11 protein-coding genes are annotated in these 16,332 nt (G+C 75.3%); 8 read left to right on the top strand and 3 right to left on the bottom strand.

Going from position 1 to position 16,332, the window contains the following annotated elements; genetic code table 11:
- The first annotated feature begins 237 nt into the window (after positions 1–237).
- From ACFV18_RS05500 to ACFV18_RS05535, 8 genes are all read left to right on the top strand, one after another.
- Complete coding sequence (locus ACFV18_RS05500; RefSeq protein ID WP_380479562.1) at positions 238–402, top strand: hypothetical protein; 165 nt, start codon at positions 238–240, stop codon at positions 400–402.
- A 104-nt stretch (positions 403–506) separates the two neighbouring features.
- Positions 507–1,772, top strand: coding sequence for a cytochrome P450 (locus ACFV18_RS05505; protein WP_380479564.1), 1,266 nt, complete (start codon positions 507–509; stop codon positions 1,770–1,772).
- Positions 1,769–2,560: a biotin/lipoyl-containing protein gene (locus tag ACFV18_RS05510; protein WP_380479566.1), complete on the top strand. Its 792-nt coding sequence runs from the start codon at positions 1,769–1,771 to the stop codon at positions 2,558–2,560. The genes ACFV18_RS05505 and ACFV18_RS05510 overlap by 4 nt, the downstream gene beginning before the upstream one ends.
- On the top strand, positions 2,557–5,070 hold the full coding sequence (locus ACFV18_RS05515; protein WP_380479568.1) for an ATP-binding cassette domain-containing protein: 2,514 nt from the start codon (positions 2,557–2,559) through the stop codon (positions 5,068–5,070). The genes ACFV18_RS05510 and ACFV18_RS05515 overlap by 4 nt, the downstream gene beginning before the upstream one ends.
- Complete coding sequence (locus ACFV18_RS05520; RefSeq protein ID WP_380479569.1) at positions 5,067–7,343, top strand: ATP-binding cassette domain-containing protein; 2,277 nt, start codon at positions 5,067–5,069, stop codon at positions 7,341–7,343. The genes ACFV18_RS05515 and ACFV18_RS05520 overlap by 4 nt, the downstream gene beginning before the upstream one ends.
- Position 7,344: 1 nt before the next feature.
- Complete coding sequence (locus ACFV18_RS05525; RefSeq protein WP_380479571.1) at positions 7,345–10,587, top strand: type 2 lanthipeptide synthetase LanM; 3,243 nt, start codon at positions 7,345–7,347, stop codon at positions 10,585–10,587.
- A 29-nt stretch (positions 10,588–10,616) separates the two neighbouring features.
- A complete protein-coding gene (locus tag ACFV18_RS05530; protein WP_380479572.1) occupies positions 10,617–12,884 on the top strand; it encodes a TOMM precursor leader peptide-binding protein in 2,268 nt (755 codons plus the stop codon).
- 53 nt (positions 12,885–12,937) lie between these two features.
- The gene (locus ACFV18_RS05535; protein WP_380479574.1) at positions 12,938–14,455 is read left to right on the top strand and encodes a SagB family peptide dehydrogenase; all 1,518 of its coding nucleotides are present in this window, start codon (positions 12,938–12,940) and stop codon (positions 14,453–14,455) included.
- 248 nt (positions 14,456–14,703) lie between these two features.
- On the opposite strand, the gene ACFV18_RS05540 is transcribed toward ACFV18_RS05535, so the two are convergent.
- The 3 genes from ACFV18_RS05540 to ACFV18_RS05550 all read right to left on the bottom strand — a co-directional run bounded on the left by ACFV18_RS05540 (position 14,704) and on the right by ACFV18_RS05550 (position 16,261).
- Positions 14,704–15,399 (bottom strand): LuxR C-terminal-related transcriptional regulator, encoded by a 696-nt coding sequence (locus ACFV18_RS05540; protein WP_380479576.1) that lies wholly within the window; start codon positions 15,397–15,399, stop codon positions 14,704–14,706.
- Between the two features lie 34 nt (positions 15,400–15,433).
- A complete protein-coding gene (locus ACFV18_RS05545) occupies positions 15,434–15,697 on the bottom strand; it encodes a hypothetical protein (RefSeq protein WP_380479578.1) in 264 nt (87 codons plus the stop codon).
- A 237-nt stretch (positions 15,698–15,934) separates the two neighbouring features.
- Entirely contained in the window at positions 15,935–16,261 is a 327-nt protein-coding gene (locus ACFV18_RS05550) for a hypothetical protein (protein WP_380479580.1), read from the bottom strand.
- Between the last annotated feature and the right edge of the window lie 71 nt (positions 16,262–16,332).

Consider the following 16,332-nt stretch of genomic DNA (forward strand, 5'->3'; position numbering starts at 1 on the left):
AGCGCATCATCGCAGGTCGGAGTATGTGCAAAATGTCATCTCGGGTAGTGACATTTACGCTCCCGGGAATCTGACATCTCCTACTGCACGGGTTTTCGGAACTCGGTCATAGTTGAGACATCGCCGAGAGCGGAGCCGGGGAAAGCGAAACCGGGAAAGCGAAAAGGCGAGAAAAGAACAGACCGAGGTGACCGACCCGAGAAGCGGGCCGGCGCCGCGAAACCGAGGGAGATTCCCATGGCCGAGAACCAGATCAACAAGGACGAGCAGTTCGACATCGAGGTCGAGGAGCTGGACACCGTCAACGGTGGCGTCTCCGTCTCCTCCCTGTTCTGCGCCGCCTGCCCGGTGTCGAGCTTCGGCTCGATCTCCAACTCCGCCGCCGAGGTCGCCGCCGAGTAATTCGGGTCCTGTGCGGGGGTGGTCCGCTCTCCGGCGGCCCACCCCCGCACCCCACCCGGCCCCAACCACCCAGTCCCACCGCCAGATTGAAGGAGAGCCGGGCCATGGACAGCCTCCGGCACGAGCTGACGCGGTTCATCCAGCAGCCCGCCGCTCAGCAGGACCCACCCGCGTTGTACCGCCGGCTGCTGACCGAGGCGCCCGTCCTGGACCTCGGCCCGCTGTACGTGGTCTCCGGGCACCAGGAGATCCTCACCGTCCTGATGAACCCCGGCAGCCACGTGGACCCGACCGCGGTCGGACTGCCCCGGGCGGGCAACACCGCCCTGCTCAAGGTGGTCAACCGGATGCTGCCGATGCGCGACGGCGCCGACCACACCCGGCTCAAGCGGCTCGCCACCGCCGCGTTCAGCCACCGCCGGCTGGAGCAGATGCGCGAGCGGATCGAGACCACCGCTGCCCGGCTGCTCGCCCCGCTGATCGCCTCCGGCTCCTTCGAGCTCGTCGCCGACCTGGCCGTCCCGCTGCCGGTCGCCGTCTCCTGCGCCATCCTCGACGTCCCCGACTCCGAGCACGACCGGATCACCGGCTGGGCCGCGCTGGTCGCCCGCTCCCTGCTTGCCGCCCCGCCCACGGCCGGGGGCTCGCAGGACACCGGCGGGGGCTCGCAGGACCCTGACGGGGAGGTCGAGTTCGCCGAATTCCGGTCCTACGTCGAGGAGTTGTGCGCGTCCCGGGCCGCCGACCCCGGCGAGGACCTGATCAGCCGGCTGACCGTCGCGCGCGGCGAGGGCCGGCTGGACAGCGAGGAACTGCTCGCCTTCGTGGTGATGCTGCTCGCCAACGGACTGGAGACACTCACCTCCGGACTCGCCCTCGCCGCCTGGGAGTTGATCCGCACGCCCGGCCTGGCCGCGCGCGTCCGCGCGGAACCCGCGCTCGCCGCCGCCGTGTTCGACGAGGCCCAGCGCCTCGGCAGCCCGGTGCGGGCCAGCGCGCGGGCCCTCACCCGCGAGGTCGTGCTCGGCAACACCGTCCTCCCGGCCGGCAGCGTCGCCATGCTGCTGTACGCCGCCGCCAACCGGGACCCGCGACGCTACGCCGACCCCAACCGCTTCGACCCGGACCGGCCCGAGCGCCAGCACCTCGCGTTCGGCCACGGCCCGCACCACTGCCTCGGCGCCCCGCTCTCGCTGATCGCGGGCGCGGCCGTGCTGCGCGGCCTCGCCGAGGCGGACGCCGTACGGGAGTTGAGCACCACCCTGACCGACGCCACCGCCCGCCGCCACGAACAGTTCGCCTTCGGCGGGGTGCGCGAGCTGCCGGTGGCCTGCCCGCCGCGGACCGAGCTTGCGGAGGTGGCGGCGTGAGCGCCGTGACGCAGCCCCGTACGGAGCAGGGGCCGCAGACCGCCGCCGTCGCCGCCGCGCGGGCCGCCGCCGTGCTGGAGCCCGGACTCGACCAGCCGGTGCGGCTGATCGGCGCCCGCCTGTGGCTGGCCGGTGCCGCGCTGGTGCTGGCCGTCGGGGCGGGCGCGGGCTGGGCGGTGTGGGGCACCCTCCCGAACACCCTGACCGTGCACGCGGTCGCCGCGCACGGCACCGCGCCGGTGCGGGTCTTTGCCGAGCACCCCGGCAGCCTGCTCGCCTTCCGGGTCCGCCCCGGCCAGCAGGTGACGTCCGGCCAGGTGCTGGCGCAGCTCGCCGGCCCGGACGGGACGAGCGAACTGACGGCCCCCGCCGCCGGCACGGTGAGCGCCCTGCTGGCCGCGCCCGGCGCCCAACTCGCGCCCGGCACACCCGTCCTGGCGCTGGACCGGGCCGACGCACCGGCCACCGTCCGGCTGCTGCTCACCGATCCGAAGGACGCGGCGAAGCTCGCCCCCGGCCGGCGCGTGCTGGTGCCGGTGCCCGGCGGGGGAACGGCCGACGCGGTCCTCGACCGGATCGACCCGCTCCCCGTCCGCGCCGACACCCTCGACGGCACCCTGCCCGTCGCCGTCCCCGGTCTGCCCACCGGCTCCGCCCCCGTCTGGGTGGCGTACGCCCACCTGCCGCAGGACCTCCCGTTGGCCGGCCCGCTGGCCCTGGACGTCCGGGTCGATCTCGGCAGCCGCCACCCGTACCAGGCCGTCCTCGGGAAGGAGGCCAAGCGATGAAGCCCACCGCGGCCGACACCGTGGAGCCGCCCACGACGGCGCAGCGCGACACCGGCGGCGCCGCGGCCCCCGGGCCGGCCGAACCGTCCAGGAAGTCGGCGGCCAAGCGCCGCCGCTACCTCCGCACGCCCGTCGTCCCGCAGATGGAGGAACAGGACTGCGGCGCCGCCTGCCTGGCCGTGGTGCTGGGGGCGTTCGGGCGGCGGGTGACCCTGAACGAGGCGTCCCGGGCCTGCGGGGTCAGCCGGGACGGGGTGAGCGCGGCCGCGGTCGCGCGGGCCGCCGGGCGGTACGGGCTGCTGGCCCGGGGGCGCCGGGTGGTGCGCCGGGACGACCGGCTGGCCGGTCTCGGGGAGGTGCCGGTGCCGTCGATGGTGCTGGTGACCGGACCGCACTTCGCGGTGTTCGAGGGCGTCAAGCGCGGCCGGGTGTACCTCAACGACCCGTCGCTGGGCTCCTATTCGGCCACCCCGGCGGAGTTCTGGGACTCCTTCGCGGGCATCGCCGTCGGCTTCGAACCCGGCCCGGACTTCGAACGCGGCGGCCGCCGCTTCCCGCTGCTGCGCGCCCTCGGCGCGCGCCTGCGGCCCTACGCCGGGCCGCTGCTGGCCGCCGTGCTGGTCGGCATGCTGATGACGGTGCCGGGCGTGGCGGGCGCGTTCCTGCTGCGCAGCTACCTCGCCGCGGTGGTGAACGGCGGCGCGTCCGGCTGGGCGGTGCCGCTCACCCTGGCCGGGCTGTCCGTCGCCGGGCTGGTACTGGCCGGCAACCGGCTGCGGTCCGCGCTGGTCAACCGGGTGCTGGAGGCGATGGCCGCCCGCAGCTCCGCCGCGTTCCTGTGGAAGATGCTCCGGCTGCCGGGCGCGTTCTTCCACCGCCGGCAGCTCGGCGGGCTGGTCACCCGGGTGCAGCTCAACGACGGCCTGGCGAACCTGCTGTCCTACCGGGTCGCGGGTGCGGCGTCCTCGCTGGCCGCCGCCGCCGTGCACCTGGGCGCGCTGCTCTGGCTGGCGCCGAAGCTCGCCGCGATCCCGGTCGCGGTGGCCGCACTGGACGCGCTCGCGCTGCGCTCCGCCGACCGGCGGCGCGGCGGCATGATCCACCGGCTGCACGCCGAAGGGCACAAGCGCGACGGGGTGGCGTTCGCCGGGGTGTCGGCGATCGAGACCGTCAAGGCGGAGGGCGCGGAGGACGCGCTGTTCCGGTCCTGGGCGGGCTGGCAGGCCCGGGCCGCGCACACCGGCCAGCGGGTCGCCGAGACCGTCCTGGTGCCGCTCTCGCTGCCCGGCGCGCTCAACTCGGCCGCCGCCGCCGTCGCCGTGGTCGCCGGAACGGCACTGCTGCTGGCCAGCTCGCTCACCTTCGGCACCCTGCTGGCGTTCCTGCTGCTGCTCAACGGGTTCCTCCTGCCGGTCTCCCAACTGGTCGGCATCGGAAGCGAATTCACTGTTGCCCGGGCGCAGAACGCGCTGCTGGAGGACATCGGGACCAGTGAGGTCGATCCGTACCTCGCGCCGGTGCTCGACAGCCCCGCCGAACCGGTCCGGCTGCGCGGCGAACTGGAGCTGCGCGACCTGGAGTTCGGCTACGACCCGAACCGGCCGCCCGCGCTCTCCGGCATCTCGCTGCGGATCGCCCCCGGCGAATGGGTCGCCGTGGTCGGCGGCTCCGGCAGCGGCAAGTCCACGCTGGCCCGGCTGGCCGCGGGCGTCCTGCGCCCCTGGAAGGGCGAGGTGCTGCTCGACGGGCGACCCCGCGACGACTGGCACCGGGGCATCGTCACCAGCCAAGTTGCCTACGTGGAACAGCAGTTGCGGCTCTTCGAGGGCACCGTCCGGGAGAACCTGACGCTCTGGGACCCGGCCGCCGACGAGGACGCCCTGCACCGGGCCCTCGCCGACGCGGAGGCTGCCGAACTCGTCCGCAGGCGCGGCGGGTTGGACGCCCGGATCGACGAGGACGCCCGCAACTGGTCCGGCGGCGAACGCCAACGCCTGGAGATCGCACGGGCGTTGGCGTTGGACCCGGCCCTGGTCGTGCTCGACGAGGCGACCAGCGCACTCGACGCGCACACCGAGGCCGCCGTCAACGAGCACCTGCGCCGCCGCGGCATCAGCTGCCTGGTGCTGGCCCACCGCCTCAGCACCATCCAGGCCGCCGATCGCGTCGTGGTCATCCAAGGCGGCCGCATCGTCCAGCAGGGCCCGCCCGCCGAGCTCGCCGAACAGCCCGGCCCGTACCGGGAGTTGCTGCGCGAGGCCGGCCGGAAGGCCGGGGCGGCCGAAGGTGCGGCGCCCGTGCCCGGCGAGAAGCCGGGGCGGAAAGCCGGCCCGAGCCCGAGCGGCGAGGCCGCCGCGCCACCGCGCAAGGCCCGGCCGCAGGCCGCGTCCACCACCGGAGCCCGCCGCGCCCGCCGAGCGGCCTCGGCCGAACCCGGCAGCGGCGCAGGCAAGCCGGCGCGCCGCACCACCACCACCCGCACTCCCGCCCGAACGGAGGGTCAGGCATGAGCAGCACCGTCACCGCACCCGCCGACGCCGCCCGCCGGGCCGGCGCACAGACCGCCGCGGCGGACACCGAGCGCGACCCGGCGGCCCGGGTCGACGCCACCGCGGCAGCCAACCGGACCGCACTCGCGGCCGCGTTGGCCGAACTGGGAACCGCCGCCACCACCGGCCCGCACACCCTCCCGCGCCGCGGCGACACCTCGCCGATCGCGCCGCGCCACCGCGCGGACCAGGCGCGGGAGGTGCTGCGGGCACTGGGAGTGGCCGTTCCCGAGGAGATCCCCGCCGCCGTGCGGGCCGCCGCCGATCCGGTCACCGCGCTGCTGCGCCGGGCCGGGGTGCGCTGGCGGCCCGTGACGCTGGACGGCGGGGACGAACGCGGCACGGCCGGACCGATGGTGGCGTTCGCCGCCGAGGACGGCCGGCCGATCGCCCTGATCCCCCGGGCCGGGCGGCACCGCCGCCTCGACCCGGGCTCCGCACGGGCCTCGGCCCGAGCGGATCGCGCACCAGCCCTTGGCCGCCAGGCGCTGCTGCTGTACCCGCCGTTGCCACCGGGTCGCCCGACCCCGGGAGCCCTGCTGCGTTTCGCCCTCGCCGTGCCCGGTGCCCGCCGGGACCTCGCGGTGCTGAGCGTGGCGGGGCTGGTCTCGGCGCTGCTCGGCCTGCTCGTCCCGCTGTCCACCGGAGTGCTGCTGCCCGGCCTGCTGCTGGCCGAACGGCACCCGGTGCGCTGGCTGGCCGTGCTGCTGGGCTCCGCGGTGGTGGCGTCCTGGCTGCTCACGCTGGTCCGCAACACCGCGGCCGTCCGGCTCACCAGCCGGGTGCAGCACGCGCTCGAACCCGCCGTCTGGGACCGGCTGCTGGCCCAGGACGCGCGGTTCTTCCGCGACTTCACCACGGGTGATCTGGTGCACCGGGCGAACGCGGTGGCGCAGGCCCGGCAGGCCCTCTCGGAGGTCCTGGTGGGAGCCGTCCTGGGGGCGGTGTTCGCCGTCACCGGTCTGACGGTGCTGCTGCTGGTGGACTGGCGGCTCGGCGGGCTGCTGCTGCTCGCCGTGCTGGCGGTGACGGCCGTGCTGCTGCTGCTCGGCCGTCGCCGCCAGGAGTTCGAGTCGCAGGTGTTCGAGGCGCACGGGCAGCTCCAAGGGGTGCTGTACGGGCTGCTGCTGGGCATCGACAAGATCCAGACCGCCGGACGGGAGATCCAGGCCTTCGCCCGCTGGGCGACCCCGTTCGCCGGACAGAAGCGCGCCGACGCCGCCGCGATGCGCTCCGACGCCACCGCCGGGGCGCTGACCACCGCGCTTCAGCCGCTGCTGCTGGCGGTGCTGCTGGCGGGGGCGACCTTCGGCCCGACCCCGGAGGCCGGGCACCTGGTCGCGGCGGGTGTGGCGGCCGGGCAGGTCGCCCTGGCGCTCGGCCAGCTCACCAGTGCGGCGGCCGGCGCGTTCGGCGTCGCCCCCGTGCTGGAGCGGCTGCGCCCGATCCTCGCCGAGCCGGCCGCCGCGGAGACCAACCGTTCCGGGCAGCTCGCCGACCCCGGCCGCCTGAAGGGCCGACTCGCCCTGGAGAACGTCACGTTCCGCTACCCGGGCAGCGCCCTGCCCACGCTCGACGGGGTGTCGCTGCACGCCGAGCCCGGCGAGTTCGTCGCCGTGGTCGGGCCGTCCGGGGCGGGCAAGTCCACCCTGATCCGGCTGCTGCTCGGCTTCGAGCAGCCCGAGTCCGGCGCGGTCCGCTACGACGGCCGCGAACTCGCCACGCTGGACGCCCGGTTGGTGCGCCGACAGGTCGGATCGGTGCTCCAGCACGGCCGGATGCTGCGCGGCTCGCTGCTGGAGAACCTGGCCGGCGCCGACCCCGACATCGACCAGGACCGGATCTGGCACGCCGCCGAACTGGCCGGAATCGCCGAGGAGTTGCGCGCCCTGCCGATGGGGCTCGGCACCCGGGTCGGCGAGGACGCGCAGGGCTTCTCCGGCGGCCAGGTGCAACGCCTGCTGCTGGCCCGCGCACTGGTCCGCGACCCCGCCGTGCTGCTGCTCGACGAAGCCACCTCCGCACTCGACAACGCCACCCAGCAGCGGGTCGCCGACGCCGTCGCCGGCCTCGACCGCACCCGCCTGGTGATCGCCCACCGACTGAGCACCATCCGCACCGCCGACCGGATCTGCGTGCTGGACCGGGGACGGGTGTCCGCCGAGGGCACCTACCGCGAACTGCTCGGCACCGACCCGCTGTTCACCCGACTCGCCCGCTTCCAGGAGATGTGAGATGTCGCTCGACGTGCAGACCTGGCTCCGCACCGCCAAAGGCCCCGGCCCCGCGGCCCCGGCCACCGCCCTGCTGCCCGACCTCCCCGGCGCCGACGAACGGCTGCGCGCCGTGATCGCCGCCGCCGCGAGCTTCGAGGAACGCGCCGCCGCCCGCGACGACGGACAGGCCCTGTTCGTCCCCGACCCGGCCGAGGACCGGCGCAGCCGCGCCGCCGCCGTGGAGACCTGGCTGCGCCGCGCCGCCGGCGACCAGCGCTCGGCCGGGGTACTGCTCGACCACCTCGCCGAGAGCGGCCGCCCGCTGGGCGAGGGCCTGCGCCGGGTCCGCCTCGCCGACCCCGCGAAGCTGCCCTCCTGGGCGTACCCGCTGGCCGTGTTCCTGCGCGCCCAGAGCGCCGGGTCCGCCACCGGCCCGGGCGCGATCGCCGCCGGGTTCGTGGCCGCCGCCGACGCGCTGCTGCCCGCCGGTGACGGCACGATCCTCGGCGTCCCCGTCACCGACAAGGGCCGCGCCGACGTGGTCGGCACCCTGACCGGCCGCCTGGTCGAGGTCGCCAACCTGACCCTCTGCCAGGAGTTCCAGCTCGCCACTGGCCGCCCCCGCGCCACCAGTTGGGACGCCGAGGGCGGCCCCGACGCCTCCACCGCGGGCTGGCTGGCCCGGCTGGAGCGGTTGCCCGCGCTGGCGTACCTGCTCGGCACCGTCTGCCGGCAGTGGCAGGAGATGTACACCGAGCTGTTCGCCCGCCTCGCCGCCGACCGCACCAGCCTGGTCGAGGAGATGTGGCACGGCGCCGACCCGGGCGCGCTGGACGCGGTGCACGGCGACGCGGGCGACCGGCACGCCCAGGGCCGCTCGGTGGCACTGCTGCGCTTCGAGTCCGGCGCGGGCGTGGTCTACAAGCCCAAGGACATGCGGCACGCCACCGCTTTCCTCGGCCTGGTCGAACGCCTCAACCGGGAACTCTCCCTGGACCTGCCGCTGCGCACCGTGCTGGTCCGCTCCGACCGCGGCGACGACGGCCACGGCGCCTCGCTCAGCACCGACTGCTCCGGCGACTACGGCTGGGAGCAGCTGGTCCCGTCCCGCGAGTGCGCCGACCCGGCGGGCTTCGCCCGGTTCTACCGCCGCCTCGGCATGACCATCCGCCTGGTGCAGCTGCTCGAAGGCCGCGACATGTGGGCGGACAACCTGCTCGCCGACGGCGAGCACCCCGTCCTGATCGACCTGGAGTGCCTGCTCTACCCGCGCGTCCAGAACCCCCCGGTGCTGAAGGAGGCCCAGCACGCGCTGCTGGACGAGCTGGAGACCACCGTGGTGCGCACCGCGATGGCCTTCCAGCCGTGGACGCCGGCCGGGCGCACCGACGCCCTCGACATCGGCTGCCTGTCCCGGGTCGGCAGCCTGGAGATCGTCCCCGGCGTGCCCGCGCTGCCCATCACCGCCTACCGTCCGGTGCACGACGGCCGGTCGGCCGACCCGTGGGAGTACACCGACGAGGTGGTCGAGGGCTACCGCGAGATGCACGCCGCGCTGTACCGGCTGCGCGCCGAACTCGCCGACCCAGCAGGGCCGTTGAGCGGGTTCCGGGGCGTCTGGGTGCGCTACATCTGGCGCCACACCTGGGACGGCTACAAGATCCTGCGAGCCTCCACCAGCCCGCTCGCACTGGACGACGGCGCCACCCGGGAGACCGTCATCGCCGGCGCGCTGCGCGGCGCCGTCACCGCCCGCTCCGGGGACACGGACCGCGGCGACCTGCTGGAGGTGGTGCTCGCCGAGCTCGACTCCTTCCGCACCCTGGACATTCCGTTCTTCCGCTCGCTGACCACCTCCTCCTCGGTGTTCACCGCCGACGGCCGGGAGATCCCCGGGCACTTCCGCTCCACCGGCTGGCAGCGCCTCCAGCAGCGGGTCGCCGAACTCGACGGCTTCGACCTGGACACCCAGGTCGCGGTGCTGTCGGGCTGCATCGACGCCGCCCGGGCCGGCACCGAGCAGCCGCCCGGGAAGCCGCTCCGGCCGCTGGCGGCGGCCGAACCGCCCACCCCCGGCGAGCTGCTCGCCGAGGCCGTCGCGGTCGGCGACCGGATCCTCGCCGCCCGGCGCGGCACCGGCTGGGTCGCCCAGGGCTGGTACCCGGGCACCGGCCTGCGGCAGGTCGAGGTGCTCGGCCCCGACCTGACCTCCGGCACCCTCGGCATCGGCCTCTTCCTCGCCGAACTCTGGTCCGCCACCGGCGAACCGCGCTTCCACCGGGCCGCGCACCACCTGCTCGCCGACGCCGCCGCGCTGATCGACCCGCAGGAGCCGAAGGCGTTCGTGTTCGCCGGCGACTCCCGGCTCGCCTCCGGTGCACCCGTCCCGGGCGGGTTCTTCGGCCCCGGTGCGATCATCCACGGCCTGGCCCGCGGCGGACTGCTGCTCGGCGAGACGGACTTCCTCACCGCCGCCCAGGCCCTGGTGCCCGGCGCACTGTCGGTCGCCGAGTCCGCGTCCAACCGGCCCGGCCGCCCGGTGAAGGTCCCGCACGGCGACCTGCCGCTCGGCACCGCAGGCCTGCTGCTCAACCTGCTCCGGCTGCGCCGGGCCGGCGGCAGCCACCCCGACACCGACGCCGCGATCCGCACCCTGGCCGCCACCGCGCTCGACCGGTTCGGCGACCAGGCACCGGCGTTCGACTTCCTGGAGCTCGTCCCCGGCGGACCCGACTCGATCGCCGTCGCCCTGGCCCGCACCGTCGCCGAGGCCCCCGCGCTGCTCGACGACCCCGAGGCCGTCCGGGCCCGGCTGCGCGCACACCGCTTCGCCACCGGCACCGGATCCGGCCGCCTCGCCTGCCTGGACACCGCCGTCTCGCTCGGCGCCGACGCCGTGGCCGGCGCCGACCTGGCCGCGCTCGCCCCGCCCGTCACCGGCCCCGAACTCGCCGCGCTCACCGGCCGCGCGCTGCTCTCCGCCGCCACCGAGGCACTCACCGCCGCCGAGGCCGGACTCGTCCACACCCTGCCGGAAGAGGTCGAGGCCCTGCTGCCCGGCCCGTTCTACGACGGCCGGGAGGCCGCCGCCCTGATGGTCCGCGAACTGCTCACCCGTCACCGCCTGCACGGCACCTGGTTCCCCGACCGGGCCGTGCACGACGCCGTCAACCTCGGCGCGCTGGACGGCACCGTCGCCGTCGGCCTGCTGCTGCTGCGACTGCACGACGCCTCCGCCGCCCCGCTCGCCACCCTGCGCTGACCGCGCGCCGCTTCGAGGAGTAACCCGCCATGTCCGAACTCATCGGCTTCAAACGCCACTTCACCCCGTACGTGATCGACGGCGAGGCCGTCTACCTGGTCTCCGAACGCGGCGTCTCGGTGGTCGACGGCAAGCTCGCCCAAGCCCTCGCCCCGCTGCTGGACGGCACCCGCACCGCCGAACAGATCGGCGCCGCCCTCGACGGCACCGTGCCCGCCGACAAGGTCGGCGCGGGCGTCGACAAGCTCCGGGCCGGCGGCTGGATCACCGCGGCCGACCCCGCCACCGACCGCCCCGGCGCGGCCTTCTTCGAGATGGCCGGGCAGGACGGCGACGCCGCGATGACCGCCCTGCGCAGCTCGACCGTCCGGGTCGAGGTGTACGGCGACCTCGACACGGGCCCGTTCCTCGCCGCGCTGACCGCCGCCGGGGTGACGGTCGACCAGGACGCCGAGTTCACCGTCGCCCTCACCGACGACTACCTGCACCCCGGCCTCGCCGAACGAAACCGGCGCGCCCTCGCCGACGGCCGGCCCTGGCTGCTGGCCCGCCCGGTCGGCTCCATCGTCTGGGTCGGGCCGGTGTTCAGCCCCGACCTGCCCGAGACGGAAGGGTCGGGCTGCTGGGAGTGCCTGACCCACCGCCTGTCCGCCAACCGCACCTCGCTCAGCTACCTCCAGCACCGCCTCGGCCAGGACCAACCGATCTCCACCGCCGGCGCCCACCTGCCCGCCACCCTGGCGCTCGGCACCCAGCTCGCCGCACTGGAGACCGCCAAGTGGCTGGCCGGCGCCCGCCCCGTGCAGCCCGCCGTCACCACCCTGGACACCGTGCTGCTGGAGAGCGAGAAGCACACCCTGGTCCGCCGCCCGCAATGCACGGCCTGCGGGGACGACACGATGATGGGCCGCCGTCAGCTCGCGCCCGTCGCCTTCGAATCCCGCCCCAAGGCGTTCACCGCCGACGGCGGACACCGCTCCGCCGCGCCCGAGGACATGCTGGAGAAGTACCGCCCCCAGCTCAGCCCGATCACCGGCGTGGTCACCGCCCTGGTCCCCGCCGCCCGCACCCCCACCGGCCTGCGGGTCTACGTCTCCGGGCAGAACCTGGCCCGGCAGAGCGGCAACCTCAGACAACTGCGCACCGGCCTGCGCTCGATCAGCTGCGGCAAGGGCCGCACCGACGTCCAGGCCCGGGCCTCCGCGCTCGGCGAGGCGATGGAACGCTTCTCCGGCGTCTTCCAGGGCGACGAGGCCCGCCGCACCGCCACCTTCGCCGAGCTCGGCGACGCCGCCATCCACCCCGAGCGCACCCTGCTCTACTCCGCGAAGCAGTACGCCGAACGCGACCGCTGGAACGTCAAGCAGTCGATGTTCAACGTCGTCCCCGAGCCGTTCCGCACCGCCGACCGGATCGAATGGTCCCCGGCATGGTCGCTGACCGAGCAGCGCCACCGCTGGCTGCCGACCCAGGCCATGTACTACGGCTACCGGCACGGCGGCCGGTTCTACGCCGCCGGCGACTCCAACGGCTGCGCCGCCGGCACCTCCTTCGAGGACGCCGTGCTCCAGGGCTTCTTCGAACTCGTCGAACGCGACGCCGTGGCGCTCTGGTGGTACAACCGCGTGCAGCGCCCCGCCGTGGACATGGACGCCTTCGGCGACCCGTACATCGACCAGCTCCGCGAGGTCTACCGCGGCCTGAACCGGGAGATCTGGACGCTCGACCTGACCGCCGACTTCGGCATCCCGGTGGTCGGCGCGTTCTCCCGCCGCACCGACGCCGCGCCCGGCTCCGGCATCAACGAGGACCTGCTGATCGCGTTCGGCGCGCACCTCGACCCGCACATCGCGCTCACCCGCGCCCTCACCGAGATGAACCAGTTCCTCGGCCCCGTCGTCGGCGACGAGCACGGCCGGGTCAACTACGCCGGCGCCGACCCCGAGCAGAAGGCCTGGTGGACCACCGCCACCCTCGCCAACCAGCCCCACCTGCGGCCCGACCCGAACGCCCCGCGCTCCACCCCCGCCAGCTGGCTCCCGCTCGCCGGGGCCGACCTCGCCGACGACCTGACACTCGTCCAGAAGCTCGTCGAGGACCACGGCATGGAGTTCCTGGTCGCCGACCAGACCCGCCCCGACGTGGGGCTCCCCGTCGCCCGGGTGATCGTCCCCGGCATGCGGCACTTCTGGGCCAGGTACGCGCCCGGCCGGCTCTACGACGTCCCCGTCCGGCTCGGCTGGCTGGACACCCCGACCCCGGAGAGCGAGCTCAACCCGATTCCGATCTTCATCTGACCGACGCGCGGGGCAGCCGGGCCCGGCTGCCCCGCCCACCCGGGGAGGTACCCATGACCGTCATCGAACACCTGCCACCCGCCCCCACCACCGGGGGCCACCGCCCGCTCCGCCGCCTGCTCAGACTGCGCCCCGAGGTCGAGGTCATCGCCCAGGGCGCCGACGTCGAACTCGCCCACCCGTGGGGCCACCAGCGCGTCCACGCGCTCGGCGAGCGCACCGTCGCCGCACTGGGCGAACTCACCCGCACCGACGCTGACCTGGACACCCTCGCCCTCGACCAGGTCCGGCTGCTGAAGCTGCTCGAACGCTTCCCGTACCTGGTCACCACCACCGTCGCCGACCCGCTCGGCGCGCCCCTGGCCACCGCGGTGCCGATCGCCCGCTTCGCCGCCCTGCCCGGATTCGCCCGCCCCACCGGTCCGCTGGTGCTCTCCCGGTTCGCCTACCTGCGCCGGCTGCCCGACGGCAACGGCGAGTCCTGCGTCCTCGAATCGCCGATGGCCCCGTTCCGGCTGACCCTCCACCAGGCCTCCGCCGGGGCCTTCGTGGCGGCCCTCAGCACCTCCCGCACCGCCGAGGAGGCCGCCCTGCTCGCCGGAATGTCCGCCGACGAGGGCGAGGCACTGGCCGGACTGCTGGCCGGCGGCGGCTTCCTGGACGCCGGCCAGGGCGCCGAAGCCCCGCTCTGGGACTTCCACGACCTGCTGTTCCACGCCCGCAGCCGGGCCGGCCGGCACGACTACCCGGCCGGCGGCGTCTACGCCCACCAGGACGTTCCGCAACTGCCCGCCGTCTCCACCCCCGGCGCCCGCGAGGAGGGCGAGGGCATCGACCTGCCCGTCCCCGACTGGGACACCGTGGTCGCCCGCGACCCCGCGCTCAGCGAAGTACTGGAAGGCCGCCGCTCGGTCCGCACCTACGCCGAGACCCCGGTGACCCTCGACCAACTCGCCGAACTGCTCTACCGGGTGGCCCGGGTCCGCCGCATCATCCCCGGCGACCCCGCCGACCCGCACGGCTACGACGGCGTCGAACGCCCCTACCCCGCCGGCGGCGCCACCGGCGAACTGGAGGTCTACCTCTCGGTGGTCAAGTGCGTCGGACTCGAACCCGGCGTCTACCGGTACGACGCGGCCGCCCACCGGCTGCGCCCCCGCCCGTTCCAACACCCCCGCGAGGAAGCCGCGTTCGGCGAACTCGTGACCGCCGCCTGGCGCGCCGCCGCGTGCAGCGTCGACCCGCAGGTGCTGCTCACCGTCACCAGCCGGTTCGGGCGGCTGTCCTGGAAGTACAGCCAGATCGCCTACGCACTGACCCTCAAGCACGTCGGCGTGCTCTACCAGACGCTCTACCTGGTGGCCACCGCGATGGGCCTGGGCCCCTGCGGCCTCGGCTCCGGCGACACCGACGCCGCCGCCCGGGCCCTCGGCCTCGACTGGACCGCCGAATCCTCCGTCGGCGAGTTCCTGATCGGCAGCCGCCCCGCCGGGGTGCCGCGCACCGCGCACGGCTTCGCCGACGTGGTGGACGCCGCCCGGGCCGGCCAGAGCCTCGGCGAGACCTTCTGAAACACCCGCACCGGACCGCCCGCACTGAAGCACCCGCACTGAAACACCCGCACTGCAACACCTGCACTGAAGCGCCCGCACTGCAACACCTGCACTGAAGCGCCCGCACTGCAACACCTGCACCGAAGCGCCCGCACTGCAACACCTGCACCGAAGCACCCGCACGCACGCACGCCTGCGACCCGTCAGCGGGAATCTGACGGGTCGTCGGCGGGTCTGCGTGTCCTTCGGTTTCTGCTGAGGCCGGCCTACAGCCAGCCGCACTCGCGGGCGATCCGGATCGCGTCGCACCGGTTGCGCGCCCCGGTCTTGGCGATCGCCGCCGACACGTAGTTGCGCACCGTCCCCGGCGACAACGACAGCGCCGTCGCGGCCTCCTGCACCGTGCTGCCCTCGGCGATCTCGCCCAGCACCGCCAGCTCCCGGCGGCTGAGCGGCCCCGGCTGCCCGGTGGTGCGCACCACCTCCAGTACCAGCCGCGGGTCGTACACCCGCCCGCCGCGGGCCAGTTCGCGCACCGCCGCGATCAGCGCCGCCGCCTGCACGTCCTTCAGCAGCACCCCGGCCGCGCCCTCCACCAGCGCCCGCCGGCCCTGCGCCGTCCGCGGCAGGGCCGGCACCAGCAGCAGCACCGCGGTGCCCGGCGCGGCGTGCTGCAGGCGCCGCGCGGCGGCCGTCGGGTCCGGCTGCTCCGGGTCCACGCCGAGCACCGCGACCGCCGGGCGCACCCCCGACGCTGCCGTCGCGGCCTCCTCGCCGCCGACCGCCTCGGCGACCACCGCGAGGTCCTCCTCCCGGTCCAGCAGCGCCCCCAGCCCCGAGCGGAACAGGTGGTGCCGGTCGGCCAGCAGCACCCGGGTCGGGCTCGCCGCCGCTGCCGCGGCGAGCGGGAACGGGTGGGGCAGGGCCCGCTGCACCAGCGGGCGTTCCAGTGCGGTGGTCATCCGGACGCCTCCCCGGCTCTGCCGGCCGGCCCGGTCAGCCCCAGCCCCAGGTGCCGTCGTTGTGCGGGGGCTCGGTCGAGGTCGGGCTGCCGGACGGCGCCGGGGTGGGGGTCGGCCCGACCACGACGGCCTGCGAGCCCGCGTCGGCCGGCGGCTGCGGACCGTCCGCGACGGTGCCGTCCGCCGTGACCACCGCTCCCGGCCGGCTCGGTCCGGCCAGTTCGGCGGCGGTGGCGACGCCGCCGACCACCATCGCACCCAGAGCGACAATCGTGACAAAACGGATGTTCAGCGTCATGGGAGTGCCCGATCCTCTCGCGTTCGGCTGATCCCCGGGCTGCCGCCGGGGCATGTGTGGTGAACCGCCGTCAGGTCTCCGGTCCGATCCGCGGCCCCCGCCGGGGGCTGCTCCCGCGGTCTCGCACCGCCGTCCTGCCGACATCACCAAGAGTGGCCCGGACGGCACCTTCGCGTCAGCACCCGGAGCTGGCACGAGAGTGCCGTGACACCGAGCGGCCAGCTCGGTCTCGAAGCCTCAACTCCGCGCGCGGGCCTGCAACATGCCGAGCGCGATCCACGGATCCGCCTCGCAGCGCACCACCGCCCAGCCCGCCAGTGGCCCGCCCGCCTCCGCCAGCCCGCCCGCGCCCGCGCGCAGCGCCCGCTCCGCGGCCAGCAAGGACGCGGCGGTCAGGAAACACACTGCCGCCAGCCCGTCCGGCCCGGTCAGCACCCGGGCGTGGCACACCCGGGCCCCGTCCAGCGGCAGCCGCAGCAGGGCCAGCCGGACCGGATCGGCCTCCATCGCCGCCCCGCCCGGGACGGGCCGCGGCGGGATCAGCTCCAGGCGGATCGCGTACACCCCCCCAGCGTGACAAACCCGGGCCCCCGCCGGAGGGCGTCACGGGTGACACATATCCGCCTGGCACGAAA

It is taken from the genome of Kitasatospora sp. NPDC059673, assembly GCF_042734215.1.
Taxonomy (GTDB): Bacteria; Actinomycetota; Actinomycetes; order Streptomycetales; family Streptomycetaceae; genus Kitasatospora.

Excerpts from the sequence above, each read along its gene's own strand:
- ACFV18_RS05525 (WP_380479571.1), top strand. The coding sequence starts at position 7,345 with ATGTCGCTCGACGTGCAGACCTGGCTCCGCACCGCCAAAGGCCCCGGC.
- ACFV18_RS05500 (WP_380479562.1), top strand. The coding sequence starts at position 238 with ATGGCCGAGAACCAGATCAACAAGGACGAGCAGTTCGACATCGAGGTC.
- ACFV18_RS05535 (WP_380479574.1), top strand. The coding sequence starts at position 12,938 with ATGACCGTCATCGAACACCTGCCACCCGCCCCCACCACCGGGGGCCAC.
- ACFV18_RS05505 (WP_380479564.1), top strand. The coding sequence starts at position 507 with ATGGACAGCCTCCGGCACGAGCTGACGCGGTTCATCCAGCAGCCCGCC.
- ACFV18_RS05540 (WP_380479576.1), bottom strand. The coding sequence starts at position 15,399 with ATGACCACCGCACTGGAACGCCCGCTGGTGCAGCGGGCCCTGCCCCAC.
- ACFV18_RS05515 (WP_380479568.1), top strand. The coding sequence starts at position 2,557 with ATGAAGCCCACCGCGGCCGACACCGTGGAGCCGCCCACGACGGCGCAG.
- ACFV18_RS05545 (WP_380479578.1), bottom strand. The coding sequence starts at position 15,697 with ATGACGCTGAACATCCGTTTTGTCACGATTGTCGCTCTGGGTGCGATG.
- ACFV18_RS05520 (WP_380479569.1), top strand. The coding sequence starts at position 5,067 with ATGAGCAGCACCGTCACCGCACCCGCCGACGCCGCCCGCCGGGCCGGC.
- ACFV18_RS05530 (WP_380479572.1), top strand. The coding sequence starts at position 10,617 with ATGTCCGAACTCATCGGCTTCAAACGCCACTTCACCCCGTACGTGATC.